General features: G+C 56.6%; 12 protein-coding genes. 9 read left to right on the top strand and 3 right to left on the bottom strand.

Annotated features, from left to right (window positions below):
* Nucleotides 1-29 precede the first annotated feature (29 nt).
* The 6 genes from ACAM27_RS01955 to ACAM27_RS01930 all read left to right on the top strand — a co-directional run bounded on the left by ACAM27_RS01955 (nt 30) and on the right by ACAM27_RS01930 (nt 6,963).
* Complete coding sequence (locus tag ACAM27_RS01955; protein WP_369612454.1) at nt 30-1,739, top strand: copper resistance system multicopper oxidase; 1,710 nt, start codon at nt 30-32, stop codon at nt 1,737-1,739.
* Nucleotides 1,736-2,485 carry a copper resistance protein B gene (locus ACAM27_RS01950; protein ID WP_369612453.1) on the top strand — a complete coding sequence of 250 codons (750 nt, stop codon included), beginning with the start codon at nt 1,736-1,738 and terminating at the stop codon, nt 2,483-2,485. The genes ACAM27_RS01955 and ACAM27_RS01950 overlap by 4 nt, the downstream gene beginning before the upstream one ends.
* Nucleotides 2,486-2,634: 149 nt before the next feature.
* A complete protein-coding gene (locus tag ACAM27_RS01945; RefSeq protein WP_222198208.1) occupies nt 2,635-2,988 on the top strand; it encodes a hypothetical protein in 354 nt (117 codons plus the stop codon).
* Between the two features lie 11 nt (nt 2,989-2,999).
* Nucleotides 3,000-4,355 (top strand): APC family permease, encoded by a 1,356-nt coding sequence (locus ACAM27_RS01940; RefSeq protein ID WP_222198209.1) that lies wholly within the window; start codon nt 3,000-3,002, stop codon nt 4,353-4,355.
* 27 nt (nt 4,356-4,382) lie between these two features.
* Entirely contained in the window at nt 4,383-4,610 is a 228-nt protein-coding gene (locus ACAM27_RS01935; RefSeq protein ID WP_011783710.1) for a hypothetical protein, read from the top strand.
* On the top strand, nt 4,603-6,963 hold the full coding sequence (locus ACAM27_RS01930) for a heavy metal translocating P-type ATPase (RefSeq protein WP_222198210.1): 2,361 nt from the start codon (nt 4,603-4,605) through the stop codon (nt 6,961-6,963). Before ACAM27_RS01935 ends, ACAM27_RS01930 begins: the two co-directional genes overlap by 8 nt.
* Nucleotides 6,964-7,013: 50 nt before the next feature.
* Here the strand turns inward: ACAM27_RS01930 and ACAM27_RS01925 are convergent, their stop codons facing one another.
* Together ACAM27_RS01925 and ACAM27_RS01920 are read right to left on the bottom strand one after the other, a co-directional pair.
* Nucleotides 7,014-7,346 (bottom strand): hypothetical protein, encoded by a 333-nt coding sequence (locus tag ACAM27_RS01925; RefSeq protein ID WP_222198211.1) that lies wholly within the window; start codon nt 7,344-7,346, stop codon nt 7,014-7,016.
* A 147-nt stretch (nt 7,347-7,493) separates the two neighbouring features.
* Nucleotides 7,494-7,778, bottom strand: a complete 285-nt coding sequence (locus ACAM27_RS01920) for a hypothetical protein (RefSeq protein WP_222198212.1) — start codon at nt 7,776-7,778, stop codon at nt 7,494-7,496.
* A gap of 209 nt (nt 7,779-7,987) precedes the next feature.
* Between ACAM27_RS01920 and ACAM27_RS01915 the strand changes: the two genes are divergently transcribed.
* From ACAM27_RS01915 to ACAM27_RS01905, 3 genes are read left to right on the top strand one after another with little or no spacing between them, the layout of a single operon-like run.
* The gene (locus ACAM27_RS01915) at nt 7,988-9,307 is read left to right on the top strand and encodes a TolC family protein (RefSeq protein ID WP_222447460.1); all 1,320 of its coding nucleotides are present in this window, start codon (nt 7,988-7,990) and stop codon (nt 9,305-9,307) included.
* A 5-nt stretch (nt 9,308-9,312) separates the two neighbouring features.
* A complete protein-coding gene (locus ACAM27_RS01910; RefSeq protein ID WP_369612452.1) occupies nt 9,313-10,680 on the top strand; it encodes an efflux RND transporter periplasmic adaptor subunit in 1,368 nt (455 codons plus the stop codon).
* Entirely contained in the window at nt 10,680-13,802 is a 3,123-nt protein-coding gene (locus ACAM27_RS01905; RefSeq protein ID WP_369612451.1) for an efflux RND transporter permease subunit, read from the top strand. Before ACAM27_RS01910 ends, ACAM27_RS01905 begins: the two co-directional genes overlap by 1 nt.
* A 24-nt stretch (nt 13,803-13,826) precedes the next feature.
* On the opposite strand, the gene ACAM27_RS01900 is transcribed toward ACAM27_RS01905, so the two are convergent.
* Nucleotides 13,827-14,735, bottom strand: coding sequence for a LysR family transcriptional regulator (locus ACAM27_RS01900; protein WP_369612450.1), 909 nt, complete (start codon nt 14,733-14,735; stop codon nt 13,827-13,829).
* Between the last annotated feature and the right edge of the window lie 75 nt (nt 14,736-14,810).

Raw genomic sequence — 14,810 nt, 5'->3', positions numbered from 1 at the left:
CCCGATAAAGTGCGTTTGGAGTAAAACACATGAACATTCGCTTGGGTGCAGTAGTGCTGTGCCTGCTGATGCCCGCACTGGCGTTGGCTGGCGAGTACGACCTGACGGTTGATCGCGTAGAGATAGATACCGGTGATTTTGTAAAGCAGGGCATCGGCTACAACGGCAAGTCTCCCGGGCCGGTACTGAGATTCAAGGAAGGTGAGACTGTCCGGATCAATGTGACGAATAACCTTGATGAAATGACCTCCATCCACTGGCACGGGCTTATCCTGCCCTATCAACAGGATGGCGTGCCAGGTATCAGTTTCCCGGGTATCAAACCGGGTGAGACCTTTACCTACGAGTTTCCCATTCAGCAGGCTGGGACCTACTGGTTTCACAGCCACTCCGGCTTTCAGGAGCCGGATGGTGCCTACGGTGCGATCGTGATCGAACCTGAAGGCCGGGAACCCTTCCGGTACGACCGGGAATACGTGGTCCAACTAACGGACAAGCATCCGCATTCCGGCGATCGAATCATGCGCAACCTGAAAATGATGCCGGACTACTACAACCGTAAACAGCAGACCGTTGGTGAGTTTTTCTCCGATAGCTCCGAACAGGGGTTCTGGAACACCGTCCGGGATCGCCTGGCCTGGGGTGATATGCGCATGATGAAAGCGGATGTAGAGGATCTCCAGGGGTTTACGGGCCTGATTAACGGCAAAGGCCCGGAGCAGAACTGGACGGGGTTGTTTGAGCCGGGTGAACGCATTCGGCTGCGGTTCATTAATTCCTCCGCCATGACCTATTTCGATGTCCGGATTCCGGGCCTGGATATGACGGTGGTGCAGGCGGATGGCAATAACGTGCAACCGGTGACGGTGGACGAATTCCGCATCGGCGTCGCGGAAACCTATGACGTGATCGTGCGCCCGAGAGATGAACAGGCCTACACCATCTTCGCCGAATCCATGGGGCGTTCCGGATACGCCCGGGCAACACTGGCTCCTGAAGAGGGAATGGAAGCGGCCGTGCCGCTACTGCGAGAACCTGCCCGCCTGACCATGGCGGATATGGGGAATATGCATGGTATGGATCATGGAAACATGGATATGGGCAGCTCGGACGATATGGCCGGCATGGACCACTCGTCGATGTCGGGGATGGATCACTCCGGCATGTCTGGCATGGATCATGGCTCCATGATGATGGATAACCAGGCTCAACATGATCCGTTTTACGCCAGGGGCAGTGGCCTTGTGCCGACCGCGGCCAATGGCGGTAAGTTCCTCTCCTATGCCGATCTGAGGGCGCAGAATCCGTTATACGAGGAGCGTGAACCGACCCGGGAAATCGAGCTTCGCCTGACCGGCAATATGGAACGTTACAGCTGGAGCATTAATGGCGTTAAGTATGAAGACGCCGATCCGATTCGTCTCAAATACGGTGAGCGCGTCCGGTTCAAGTTCGTCAATGAAACCATGATGACGCACCCCATGCATCTGCACGGCATGTGGTCGATTCTTGACGTTGGTGCCGGTCAGTGGAACCCGATCAAACACACCATTAACGTGAATCCGGGTACCACGGTGTATATGGAAACGGAGGTCGATGAACCGGGCCAGTGGGCATTCCACTGCCATCTGTCCTATCACGCAGCTGCCGGTATGTTCCGAAAAGTCATCGTCGAGCGGGGGCCAGATTCGCAGCAGGCGAAAACAGAGGCGATGGCTGAAGATGGAGGTGAGGCATGAGTCTGGTGCGATTCTCTGGTGCCGTCAGTTTGTTGGTCTTCCTTGTATTGCCGGCGATGGCTGCGGCACAGGCAATGATTGCGGATACCTCTGGCCGCAAGCAACCGCTGACAACCTGGGGTATTCAGTTTGAAGAACTTGAATACCGATACAGTGATGACGATGAGGAGCTGGGCGTCTGGAACGCCGATGCCTTCTACGGTACAGATGATTTCAAAGTGCGGCTGCTCTCGGCGGGCGAATACGAGATTGAGGAGCAGGCCTATGAAACGCTGGAACATCAGCTGGTAGGTCAGATCCCCGTTTCCAGGTTCTTTGATGCCAAAGCGGGTGTTCGTTTCGATACGCCGGAGGGCCCGGACCGCACCTACGCTGTTTTCGGTGTTACTGGACTGGCGCCGCAGTGGTTCGAGATCGATGCCAGCCTGTATGTAAGCAAAGAGGGTGATACCTCGGCCGCGCTGGATGCAGAGTACGAACTGCTGTTCACCAACCACTGGATTCTGACAGCAACACTGGATGCAACCGTGGCATTCAGCGAGGACGAGGAGATCGGTATCGGCAAAGGACTGGTTTCTACGGAAACAGGCCTGCGGCTGAGCTATGACCTTATTGACCGCGCCGTCTCACCCTATTTCGGTGTGCTGCATGAGCGAAAATACGGTGATACCGCTGATCTGGCTGAGACCGCTGCTGGAAGCACGGAAGACTGGTTTGCCGTGATCGGCGCCCGGATCGCTTTCTGATGTTGATGGGCCATGGGACAACTCATGGCCTTTTTAGTGCGGTATTTGATGCAACTTAAATCTTGCTAAAGCCCGCTGTTTTTTCAGTAAGAGTTCAGTTTTACGTGTTCTGCTGGGAGTTGAAACGACCTGAAGGGGAGATGTCACTGATGACCAAAGCACACAAAGCAACCAATCAGGAGCAGTTTTTGTTGCGCCGGAAAGTGGCTATCGAGGGGCTTGAAGAAACCCGGTGGGAGGATCTCATTCACGATCTTAACCACCACCCTTGTGCTGATTTCGCGGAACGTAAGAAAAATGGCCTGTTACAGGTGGCCTACGACGGAAGCCACTGGACCGTCGATGAACTACTGGAACTGATCCAGGACTACGGTGGCCGATTGAAATCCGGATGGTGGGCCCGGCGCAAGCTGGCCTGGTACCGGTTTACCGACGATAACGTGCGGGCAAATGCCAAGCATGAGCCGTTCTGCTGTTCCAAGATTCCACCCATGAAAAAATAACAGGAGGTTCAATGAGCAGGGAGGAAGACCGGACCACTCGCTATCAGGAAGGCAGTCTCACTCTACCTGGGACGGTCATGCTGGGTACCGGCGTCATGATTGGTGCCGGTATTTTTGCACTGACCGGGCAGATGGCGCAGATGACCGGCGTGCTTTTCCCGCTGGCCTTTCTTGCTGCGGCATTGATTGTGAGCTTCAGCGCCTATTCCTACATCAAGATTTCCAATGCCTACCCCTCCGCCGGCGGTATTGGCATGTACTTGCACAAGGCCTACGGCAATCGGCTGCCGACAGCCTTCAACGCCCTCCTGATGTATTTCTCGATGGTGATTGCCCAGAGCTTCCTGGCTCGCACCTTTGGCTCCTACACCATGCAATTGTTTGGTGGCGATGACAGTGGCCGCATGGTGTCCATTCTTGGCGTTGGCCTCATTCTGGTGGCTTTTCTGATCAACCTGATGGGCAATCGGATGATTCAGGGTGTCGCGTCCTTTATCGGCGTACTGAAAATCGGTGGCATCCTGATCTTCGGTCTGGTCGGGGTCTGGATTGCCGACTCAATCTCGGTGGATTTTTCAGAGCCCGGTGAAGCCGGAACCCCGGGTAACTTTCTCGGCGCAACTGCATTGGGGATCCTGGCATTCAAGGGGTTCACTACAATTACCAACAGCGGCTCGGAAGTGATCGATCCGAAGAGGAATGTGGGGCGTGCCATCGTTATTTCCATTGCTGCCTGCGTGATGATCTATACGCTGGTCGGGTTTGCCGTAGCCAGTAATCTGTCTCTTGCCGAGATTATCGAAACACAGGATTACTCGCTCGCTGCAGCCGCACGCCCGGCCCTGGGCGAGTACGGTGTCTGGTTTACCGTCGCCATTGCCATGATGGCCACGGCGGGCGGGATTCTGGCCAGCGTCTTTGCGGTGTCCCGCATGTTGGCCATGCTGACAGAAATGAAACTGGTCCCTCACCGGCATTTCGGTATGCCCGGCAGCATCCAGAAACACTCCTTGGTATATACCGTGGTTCTGGGTCTGGTTCTCACTGCATTCTTTGATCTGTCACGAATAGCTGCGTTGGGTATCGTGTTTTACCTGATCATGGACATTGCCATTCACTGGGGCGTGTTGCGCTATCTGCGGCAGGACATCAAGGCCAACCGCTGGGTGCCGGCCACCGCCATTTTGTTGGATCTTTTGGCTCTGGGCGGTTTTGTCTGGGTGAAGCTGAGTACGGACCCGTTCGTCATTGGCGTGGCAGTGGTCACAATGCTTGTGATTGCAGTGTCCGAACAGGTCTTCCTGAAAAAATCACCGGAATCTGCGCAAGCGAAACAGGAACAGACTCACGCGCATCACCACCATTAACCAGAATCAGGAAGAGAGGCCATTACCATGATGGAAGACAACATGTTTGGGAACACGATGTGGGCGGGCCACTGGCTCTGGATGCTGGTGATCGCCATTGTGGTCGTCATTCCGGCCTGGCGTATTTGTCAGCGCACGGGGTATCCGGGCTGGATGGGTGTGCTGATACTGATCCCTATCGTCAATCTGGTTCTGCTGTATTTCATTGCATTTGCAGACTGGCCCGCCGATAAAGGAGGAGATCGGAATGGCTGAGCATCATCACGCCCATCACCACGATCATCACACTGCTAAAGAAGCTGGCGAGCATACCGCCAAGGACCCGGTCTGCGGTATGGCAGTGGATCCGCATACTGCAGAGCATCGTAGCCGGCTCGGGGGCAACACCTGGTATTTCTGCTCGTCACGTTGCCAGACCAGGTTTGAGGAGAATCCGGAGCAGTATCTCGGTGACGAAAAGAAGCAGCAAGATCCGGTAGCGCCGGGCACCATGTACACCTGCCCCATGCATCCGGAGATTCGCCAGCAAGGGCCGGGGGACTGTCCCATCTGTGGAATGGCCCTGGAGCCCGAGCAGGTGAGCCTGGATGACGGGCCTTCGGAAGAACTCAGGGACATGACTCGCCGCTTCTGGATTGGCCTGGTACTGACGTTACCGGTCTTTCTCCTGGAAATGGGCGGGCACCTGACCGGGCTTGATCATATTGTTGCACCTCAGATGTCCAACTGGATTCAGTTAGTACTGGCGACGCCAGTGGTGCTCTGGTGCGGTTGGCCCTTCTTCGTCCGGGGCTGGAAATCCGTGGTTAGCCGTAACCTGAACATGTTTACTCTTATCGCCATTGGCACCGGCGTGGCACTGATCTACAGCCTGGTGGCGACATTGGCGCCACAGATATTCCCGGGTGCCTTTCGGCAGGAAGACGGCTCGGTGGCGGTGTATTTCGAGGCGGCGGCCGTCATTGTTGTGCTGGTATTGCTGGGCCAGGTTTTGGAATTGCGGGCCCGGGAGAAAACCTCCGGCGCCATCAAGGCTTTGTTGGATCTGGCGCCTGCCACAGCCAGGAAGTTGGATGACGATGGCAGCGAATCCGATGTGTCGCTGGATCAGGTCAAGGTGGGTGACCGTCTGCGGGTGCGCCCCGGCGACAAGGTGCCGTTGGACGGCGAAGTGCTCGAAGGCAGTTCCAACGTGGATGAGTCCATGGTGACCGGTGAGCCGTTGGCCGTCAGCAAGAAATCCGGCGACCAGGTGATCGGCGGCAGTATTAACCAGCAGGGCAGTTTCATCATGCGCGCCGACAAGGTTGGCCGCGATACCATGCTCTCGCAGATCGTTCAGATGGTGGCCAGCGCGCAACGCAGCCGGGCGCCGATTCAGGGGCTCGCAGACAAGGTTGCCGCTTACTTCGTGCCGGCAGTCATCGTGATTGCGATCATCGCCTTTATCGCATGGTCTGTTTTTGGCCCCACGCCGCCCATGGCCTTCGGCCTGATTGCTGCCGTAAGCGTTTTGATCATTGCCTGCCCCTGCGCACTGGGCCTGGCAACACCCATGTCAATTATGGTTGGCGTTGGGCGTGGTGCCCAGAGTGGGGTCCTGATACGGGATGCCGAAGCGCTGGAGCGCATGGAAAAGGTGGACACCGTGGTGGTGGATAAAACCGGCACGCTGACAGAGGGCAAGCCGCAAGTCACCCGACTTGTCGCGGCAAACGGATTCAGTGACAACGATCTGATGCGCTATGCCGGCGGTCTGGAAAAGGGCAGCGAGCATCCATTGGCCCACGCCATTCTCGATAAAGCCAAGAGCCTGGATCTGGAGCTGCCGGATGCAGAGGACTTTGATTCGCCTAACGGAAAAGGGGTCACCGGTGGAATCGATGGCAAGCGGGTGCTGCTCGGCAATCGCCTCCTGATGGAGTCCGAGAATGTCGAAACCGCAAAATATGACGGCGAAGCCGACCAGCTCCGGAAAGACGGCGCTACTGTGATTTTTGCGGCCGTCGACGGCAACGTCGCAGGCTTGCTCGCGATAGCCGATCCGGTCAAGGAAACCACCGAAGCCGCCATCTCCGCCCTGCAGAAGGACGGCATACGGGTAGTCATGCTGACCGGCGATAACCGCACGTCAGCAGCGGCTGTTGCCCGCAAGCTGCACATCGACGAAGTGGAAGCGGAAGTGCTGCCGGAAGACAAGGGCAAGATTGTTCAACGCCTGAAGGACGAAGGCCGTGTTGTCGTGATGGCAGGCGACGGCGTGAACGACGCGCCTGCACTGGCGACGGCGGATGTGGGTGTCGCCATGGGCACTGGCACCGATGTCGCCATTGAAAGTGCTGGCATTACCCTGCTTCGCGGCGACTTGATGGGTATTGTGGAAGCTCGCCGTTTGTCGCTGGCGACCATGCGCAACATCCGGCAGAACCTGTTCTTCGCCTTCGTCTACAACTCTGCAGGCGTGCCCATTGCAGCAGGTGTTCTGTATCCATTTTTCGGCATATTGCTTTCGCCGATTTTTGCAGCGGCGGCCATGTCCCTGTCCTCGGTCAGCGTGATCGTGAATGCGCTGCGGCTACGGGTGACCAAGCTCGGGCCTCAACAGTAAATAGGTGATCGGCCTCAGAGATAGGGCTCTGAGGCCGTTGATAATACCGCTTACTGATCCCGACTGTGGTGATCCGAGTGGCGCGCGTTGGCCCGTTCCCTGATCATCTGTATGTGAGCCTCATGCATCATACTCAACTCGCGCTTGGACATAGACGACATCATCGTCATCATCTTTTTCATATCCGGACTGATCATGCCTTTCATGTTTTCTCCCATCATACCCGGATTATTGCCACCAGGTGATGTGGCATGGGTAACGCTGCTTCCAGTTATTTCAGGATAACTGCGAGCTTCATTTATCCTGTCTGCCAAGCCAGTATTAGCCGTCGCTATAGTAGAAAAAAACAGGGTTATTGAAGCTGCAAAGACTGATTTATTCATAATAAGATCCTGTATTATAAAATTATCTGATGATTCAGTTATGTTTCAGTTTTCTATGATTTACTTGCTCGTGAGCTCGGTGTTGGCTGGCTCAAGAAATCGAGCCAGCAAGAGTTTGCGTCTCCACTAGTAAGTTTTTCCGCAGGGTCACCCTGCGGTGTTTTTTCGCTTTTCTTCCAGCGCCTTGTGGTATGCACGCCCTTCTTTGCTCATCATTTTTTTGCGAGCTTCAAAACCCGACTCTGACATGGAGTAGCGTGTCATTTCTCTGTGCAGACGTTGCATGTCTTGATTCTTAAGTATGTCTTCAAACGATGAACTATTTATGGTTTTACCATGCACGCTCTTTATGTCTTTTTCGTTTGACATATTGCCTGCAAAGACGGATGTGGAAATAGTGAATGCTGCGATTAAAGCGATCATACGTTTCATAAATACACCTCCCGGTTAGTTGGTGAGTTTATGAAAACATTGATTCCTGAATTTATCCTGAAATAATAATTCTGTTTAAATAAATATTTTTTAATTGATTTGCCCGGTATTGATTAAAGTCAAGTTCTGAGTTTTTTTCAGTTATTCAGTTTGGTTTCAGATAAATAAAATAAGATCGCGGGAGGAAAACAATTAATGGAGATGTCCCGTTGTCCTTTCTTCCCCACCTCGTAAAGCCCGTTGTTCTAGGTGCTTTGATTCTTACCGGTCTGCCCGGTTTCGCCGAGCCCAGGCTTGAGTTATCTGACGCCATTGATGTTGCTACTGAGGAGGATCCCTGGCTTCGCCAGAGTGTCCAGATTCAGGATGCCCTTCTGGAGGAGTCGATTGCCGATGGCGCCCTGCCGGATCCGAGAATGACCCTCGGCGCCGCGAATCTGCCCACAGATACTTTTGATACGGGCCAGGAGGCCATGACTCAGGCCACCGTCGGTCTTACCCAGCGAATTCCACGTGGCAACAGCCGTCAGCTGGCAAGCGCGAAGAAGGCGGAAATGGCCGCAGTTCAGCCGTTCCGGCGCGCGAATCGTCGGGCACAGGTTGAACAGACGGTAACGCAGCTCTGGCTGGAGGTCTGGCGCTCCGAGCAGAGTATCCGGTTGATTGAAAGCAACAGAGGTTTGTTTGAGCAATTGGAAGATGTTGCCGAGGCGGGCTACACCTCTGCCTCCATGGGGGCCAGGCAGCAGGATGTTATCCGGGCTTCGCTGGAGTTGACGAGGCTTGAGGACCGGCTGACAGCACTGCAGGTGCAACAGGCATCGAATCGGGAAGCGTTGGCCGAGTGGATTGGCCTGGATCAGGCACAGTTGGCCGTCACCGACCATGTCCCCCGCGAACTGCTGGCAGAACTCCCTTCTGCCTGGGCTGAAACCGCTACTGATTCATTGACCCGACATCCTGCCGTGCGCGCCACCGATCAGTTGATTGAAGTCCAGAGTGTTGACGTTGACCTGGCCCGCCAGTCCTACAAACCTGAATGGTCGATATCGGCCCAATACGGATATCGTGACCGGGCTCCGAACGGCGAGGACCGGGCCGACCTGTTTTCCGTGGGAATTGGCTTTGATCTGCCCCTTTTCACCGGCAACCGGCAGGACCGAAAACTCAATGCGTCTGTGGCTCGACTGGAGGTGGCGAAAACCGAGCGTATCCTGCAGCTCCGCGGGCTTCGCGCCAAAGCTCGGGCTGCGGTTGCCAGAATTCAACGCCTGGATGAGCGCATAGGGCTCTATGAACAGGCCCTTCTGCCACAAATGGAAGCGCAGGCAAGTGCCGCACTGACGGCCTACAACAACGACGACGGCGACTTCGCCGAGGCAGTGCGCGCGAGAATTGCCGAGCTCAATGCCCAGGTTGAACTGATTCAGATGAAAGCCGAGCGGGCCGGGAATATGGCGAACTTCCGCTACCTGACGGCTGAGTCTTCCGAGAACCCTACCTTTTCAATGACCCGTTATCAGGACTGATCATCATGGCTAACTTGGTTCGCCCTCTGGGCTTTGTGTTGCTCGGCGGTCTCGCCGGTGCGGTGGCCACCTACTGGTTTGCAACGGACACCCACGCGCTATCTTCTGCAGAACAGACCAGCTCCGATTCAAAAAAACCGCTGTACTGGGTCGCTCCCATGGACCCCAATTTCAAAAGTGACAAACCGGGAAAATCACCCATGGGTATGGATCTGATTCCGGTGTATGACGACGGCGGATCGGCAGACGATAAGGCGGGCACGGTCCGTATCTCACCGACGGTTGTCAATAATCTGGGGGTTCGCACGGAGCCGGTGATTCAGGGGCGGCTGCCCAATAACATCACCACTGTGGGCTATGTGGCCTACGATGAAGACCAGATGGTTCACGTTCATCCCCGGGTTGATGGCTGGATTGAAACGCTGTTTGTCAAAGCCGAGGGAGAGCCTGTTGAACAGGGCAAGCCGCTGTACACCTTGTATTCGCCCACCCTGGTGAATGCCCAGGAGGAGCTGCTGTTGGCGATGAACCGTGGCAACCAGAAACTGGTGGAGGCTGCTACAGAGCGGCTGGCGGCGCTGAATGTGCCGGCCAGTCTGATCAGCCGGTTACGCCAGAGCCGGGACATTCAGAGGACGATGACGGTTTACGCGCCCCGCTCGGGTGTGATTGAGAACCTGAATGTGCGCGAGGGTATGTTCATCAAACCGGGAGACCGGGTTCTGTCGATCGCTGCGCTCGATGAAGTCTGGCTGATCGGTGAAGTGTTTGAAAGCCAGCTTTCGGCTGTGGAGGCAGGCAACCGGGTGCAGATGACCCTGGATTACATGCCCGGCCGTGAGTGGCGTGGCAGTGTGGATTACGTCTATCCGGAAGTGAACCCCAAAACCCGGACGGCCCGGGTCCGGATGCGGTTTGATAACGAGGATGGTGCCCTGATGCCGGGCATGTTTGCCCGGCTGGAGGTCCAGGGCGAGCGGGGAAAACGGCAGTTTCTGGTGCCCCGGGAGTCGGTTATCCGCACCGGCCAGAGTGATCGCCTCGTTCTGGCCCTGGAGGAGGGAGCTTTCAAGTCGGTAAACGTCAGCGTTGGGCGCGTGGGGGAAAAGTATGCGGAAATACTCGATGGTCTGATGCCTGGTGATACTGTCGTCACATCGGCCCAGTTCCTGATCGATTCAGAATCCAGCAAAAGCTCTGATTTCCGGCGTATGTCTGCACCTCAGACCCGGGATGACGGCGGCATGAATCACGAAGGCATGGATCACGGCGCTATGAACCACGGCGCGATGAACCACAGCTCGATGAATCAGGATGCCGTGGAGCAAGACACCATGGATCACAGCACCATGAACCATGGCGGAGGCGAGTGATGATTGCAGCCATTATTCGCTGGTCGGTTGGTAACCGCTTCCTGGTGTTGCTGGCCACGTTGCTGATCACGGGGCTCGGCCTGTATTCCCTGAAACAAACGCCGGTGGATGCCTTACCGGATCTGTCGGATGTCCAGGTTATTATCAAAACCAGCTTTCCGGGGCAGGCCCCGCAGGTGGTGGAAGATCAGGTGACCTACCCGATGACCACCGCCATGCTCTCGGTACCAGGTGCGAAAACGGTCAGGGGATACTCGTTCTTCGGGGATTCCTACGTCTACGTGATCTTCGATGAAGACACCGACATATACTGGGCGCGCTCGCGGGTGCTGGAGTATCTCTCCCAGGTGGCGCCCAGCCTGCCGGACTCGGCTCGTCCCCAGCTTGGGCCCGATGCCACTGGCGTGGGCTGGGTGTATCTCTATGCCCTGGTGGATCGCACCGGAAATCACGACCTGAGCGAACTGCGCAGTCTGCAGGACTGGTTCCTGAAATACGAGCTGCAAACGGTGCCCGGTGTGTCCGAGGTGGCCGCCCTGGGCGGCATGGTGAAACAGTATCAGGTCAAGGTCAGCCCGGAAAAACTCCGCGCTCTGGGGATCCCGCTGGCCCATATCCAGAACGCCATAAAACGGGGTAATCAGGAAGTGGGTGCGTCCGTGATCGAGATGGCTGAAGCGGAATACATGGTGCGCACCTCAGGTTACATCCAGTCCCGTGATGATCTGCTCTCGATCCCTCTGGGGCTGGACGACAATGGCACGCCCCTTTTGCTTAAAGACGTGGCGACTGTTGAGGTTGGCCCCCAGATGCGCCGCGGCGTTGCTGAGCTGAACGGTGAGGGCGAGACCGTTGGCGGAGTGGTGGTTATGCGCTTCGGTGAGAACGCCCAGGCGACCATCAATGGCGTCAAGGACAAACTAAAGGACCTCAAATCCAGCCTGCCCGAGGGGGTTGAGGTGGTAACGGTCTATGATCGCTCCGGTCTGATCGAACGGGCCGTCAATAACCTGGGTTTCAAGCTGCTGGAAGAGTTCCTGGTGGTGGGTCTGGTGTGCATTGTCTTCCTGTTCCACGTGCGGTCTTCGCTGGTCGCGATTCTCAGCCTGCCGGTGGGCATCCTGGCGGCCTTTATTGTCATGCACTGGCAGGGCATCAATGCCAACATCATGTCACTGGGCGGTATTGCCATTGCGATCGGGGCGATGATCGATGGTGCCATTGTTATGATCGAGAACATGCACAAACACATGGAGCGGACGCCGTTAACGCCGGAAAACCGGTGGGAAGTGGTAACCCGATCCGCTTCCGAGGTCGGGCCTGCCCTGTTTTTCTCCCTGCTGATCATTACCGTCAGTTTTGTGCCCGTTTTCGCACTGGAAGCACAGGAAGGCCGGATGTTTGCGCCCCTGGCCTTTACCAAGACCTATGCCATGGCAGCCAGCGCGGCTCTGGCGGTGACCCTGGTGCCGGTGCTCATGGGGTATTTCATCCGGGGCAAAGTGCTGCCGGAGCACAAGAATCCGGTGAACCGTTTGCTGGTCAGTGCCTATATGCCGGTTCTGAAGCTGGTACTTCGCTTCCCGAAAACAACTGTGCTGGCGGCAGTTCTGGCTTTGGTTGTTGGTGTCTGGCCTGCCACCCGAATCGGCAGTGAATTCATTCCGCCGCTGGATGAAGGCGATCTGATGTACATGCCCACCACCTATCCGGGCATCTCGATCGGTAAGGCGCGGGAGCTGCTGCAGCAGACGGACAAGCTGATTGCCACGGTACCCGAGGTTGAAACTGTCTTCGGTAAAGTGGGCCGGGCCGATACCGCAACCGATCCGGCGCCGTTGACGATGATCGAGACCTTTATCCAGCTCAAGCCAAGGGATGAATGGCGGGAAGGCATGACCACGGAAAAACTTAAGCAGGAGCTTAACAACCTGATTCGGTTCCCCGGCCTGACCAATGCCTGGGTGATGCCGATCATCACCCGCATCGATATGCTGGCAACGGGAATCAAGACGCCGGTCGGCATCAAGGTGGCGGGGCCGGACCTGGCTACCATTCAGGGTATTGGCAAACGCCTTGAGGAAATCATGGTGGACATACCTGGCACAGCGTCGGTTTACTCCGAGCGGGTCGCCGGGGGCCGCTACATCAAGGTCGATATCGATCGCGAGCGCGCCGCGCGCTATGGACTGAACATTGCCGACGTACAACAGGTGGTGGCATCGGCAATTGGCGGTATCAATGTTTCCCGGACTATCGAAGGGTTGGAGCGCTACCCCGTGAATCTCCGTTACCCCGAGGATTACCGGGATTCCCCGGAAAAGCTGGAGCAATTACCGATTGTGACCGCCTCTGGCCAGCGGATTGCGCTGGCGGATGTGGCTGATATCCGTGTGGAGGACGGTCCGCCAGCGATCAAGAGTGAGAACGCCCGGCTGAACGGCTGGACCTTTGTGGATATCGAGGGGGTTGATGTCGGCAGCTATGTGGAACAGGCCATGACCACCGTGAACGAAGCGCTTGACCTGCCCGCGGGCTACTCGGTGACCTGGTCCGGACAGTACGAGTACATGCTGCGAGCCAAGGAAAAACTCACCTATGTGGTGCCCCTAACCCTGGCGATCATTGTGATATTGCTGTTCCTGAACTTCCGGCGTTTCGCGGAGGTCGGGATCATCATGGGCACGCTGCCCTTTGCCATGATCGGTGCCATCTGGCTGATGTATCTGCTGGGTTACAACTTCTCGGTGGCTGTGGGGGTCGGGTTCATTGCACTGGCGGGTGTCGCCGTGGAAATCGGCGTGATCATGCTGGTGTACCTGAACCAGTCCTATGCCGCCATGCTGGAAACCTGCGAGGAGAAGGGCCTGACTCCGAGGCGCGAAACCCTTCGCCATTCGGTGCTCCACGGTGCCGGTTTGCGGGTACGGCCGATCATGATGACAGCGGCAGCCATTATCGGGGGGCTGGTGCCCATCATGGTGGGTACCGGCACTGGCTCGGAAGTGATGGGGCGCATTGCGGCACCGATGGTTGGCGGCATGATATCTGCCGTTATTCTGGCGTTGCTGGTGATTCCTGTGCTGTTTTATCTATGGAAGCAGAGAGCTTTGAAGGATTGATGTTGACCGTATGCCTGAGCACGACTACTCAAACCTGTCCCAATAGGGCGGATCACCAAAAAAGCCGTCGATGAAGTCGATGAAGCTGCGGACCTTGCTTGCCAGTAACTGGCGGTGAGCGTAGACGGCGTATAGCCCCAACGGCTCCGGTTCATTCTCCGGCAGGACGATCGTTAACTTGCCTTCCCGGATGGCGGGTCCCGCGATAAAGGTCGGTTGCAGGGCAATCCCGGCACCGGCAATGGCTGCCTCGACAAGCACGTCGCCGTTGTTGCTGACCATTCCCTGCAGGTTGTCACTGCGGTTGTCCTGCAGCCACTTCTGCGGGGAATGGCTGGAATCCGGGTCCATGTAGCTGTAGCGCAGGTACTGATGGTCCCGGAGGTCTTCCGGTTTGCCGGGGGTGCCGTATCGTGCCAGATAAGCTGGAGAGGCACACAGCACCAGCCGCACCGGCGCCACCCGCTTGGCGATCAGGGAAGAGCTTTGCAGGCGGCCGATGCGCAGCGCGATGTCGAAGCCTTCCTCGACTATGTCGACTTTCCGGTCATTGAGTTGCAGATCAATACCCACGGCGGGGTGCATTCGCTGGAACTCGGTCAGCAGGGCCGGCATGTGGCGAATGGCGAAAGAAACCGGGGCACTGATGCGCAGCAGGCCCTGGGCCTCGGTTTGCAGGTCGCCGAGCTGATTTTCCAGATCATCAATATCGCTGAGCACCTGCTGGGCCCGCGGGTAATATTGCCTGCCTGCTTCGGTCAGGTGGAGCCTGCGCGTGGTGCGGTTCAGCAACCGGACGCCCAGGTGTGTCTCCAGTTGAGACACGTATTTGCTGACCAGTTGTGGCGAGGTGTCCAGGCGGTCAGCGGCTCGGGTGAAGCTGCCTTCGTTGACCACTGTCACGAAGGTGCGCATGGCTTCAATACGATCCATGGCGGTGTCCTGATCGGAGTTGTGCTGATGATTATCAATAAAATGACGATAATATAGCAACAAGAGTCATCTTAG

The sequence above is a fragment of the Marinobacter sp. RI1 genome, assembly GCF_041155085.1.
GTDB classification, from domain to species: Bacteria; Pseudomonadota; Gammaproteobacteria; order Pseudomonadales; family Oleiphilaceae; genus Marinobacter; species Marinobacter nauticus.
The sequence above is the reverse complement of the archived record's forward strand: the minus strand, read 5'-3'. Positions and strand labels throughout refer to the sequence as shown.

Bases quoted from the DNA above. Each gene is read 5' to 3' on its own strand.
- ACAM27_RS01955 (WP_369612454.1), top strand. From the start codon at position 30: ATGAACATTCGCTTGGGTGCAGTAGTGCTGTGCCTGCTGATGCCCGCA.
- ACAM27_RS01950 (WP_369612453.1), top strand. From the start codon at position 1,736: ATGAGTCTGGTGCGATTCTCTGGTGCCGTCAGTTTGTTGGTCTTCCTT.
- ACAM27_RS01945 (WP_222198208.1), top strand. From the start codon at position 2,635: ATGACCAAAGCACACAAAGCAACCAATCAGGAGCAGTTTTTGTTGCGC.
- ACAM27_RS01940 (WP_222198209.1), top strand. From the start codon at position 3,000: ATGAGCAGGGAGGAAGACCGGACCACTCGCTATCAGGAAGGCAGTCTC.
- ACAM27_RS01935 (WP_011783710.1), top strand. From the start codon at position 4,383: ATGATGGAAGACAACATGTTTGGGAACACGATGTGGGCGGGCCACTGG.
- ACAM27_RS01930 (WP_222198210.1), top strand. From the start codon at position 4,603: ATGGCTGAGCATCATCACGCCCATCACCACGATCATCACACTGCTAAA.
- ACAM27_RS01925 (WP_222198211.1), bottom strand. From the start codon at position 7,346: ATGAATAAATCAGTCTTTGCAGCTTCAATAACCCTGTTTTTTTCTACT.
- ACAM27_RS01920 (WP_222198212.1), bottom strand. From the start codon at position 7,778: ATGAAACGTATGATCGCTTTAATCGCAGCATTCACTATTTCCACATCC.
- ACAM27_RS01910 (WP_369612452.1), top strand. From the start codon at position 9,313: ATGGCTAACTTGGTTCGCCCTCTGGGCTTTGTGTTGCTCGGCGGTCTC.
- ACAM27_RS01905 (WP_369612451.1), top strand. From the start codon at position 10,680: ATGATTGCAGCCATTATTCGCTGGTCGGTTGGTAACCGCTTCCTGGTG.
- ACAM27_RS01900 (WP_369612450.1), bottom strand. From the start codon at position 14,735: ATGGATCGTATTGAAGCCATGCGCACCTTCGTGACAGTGGTCAACGAA.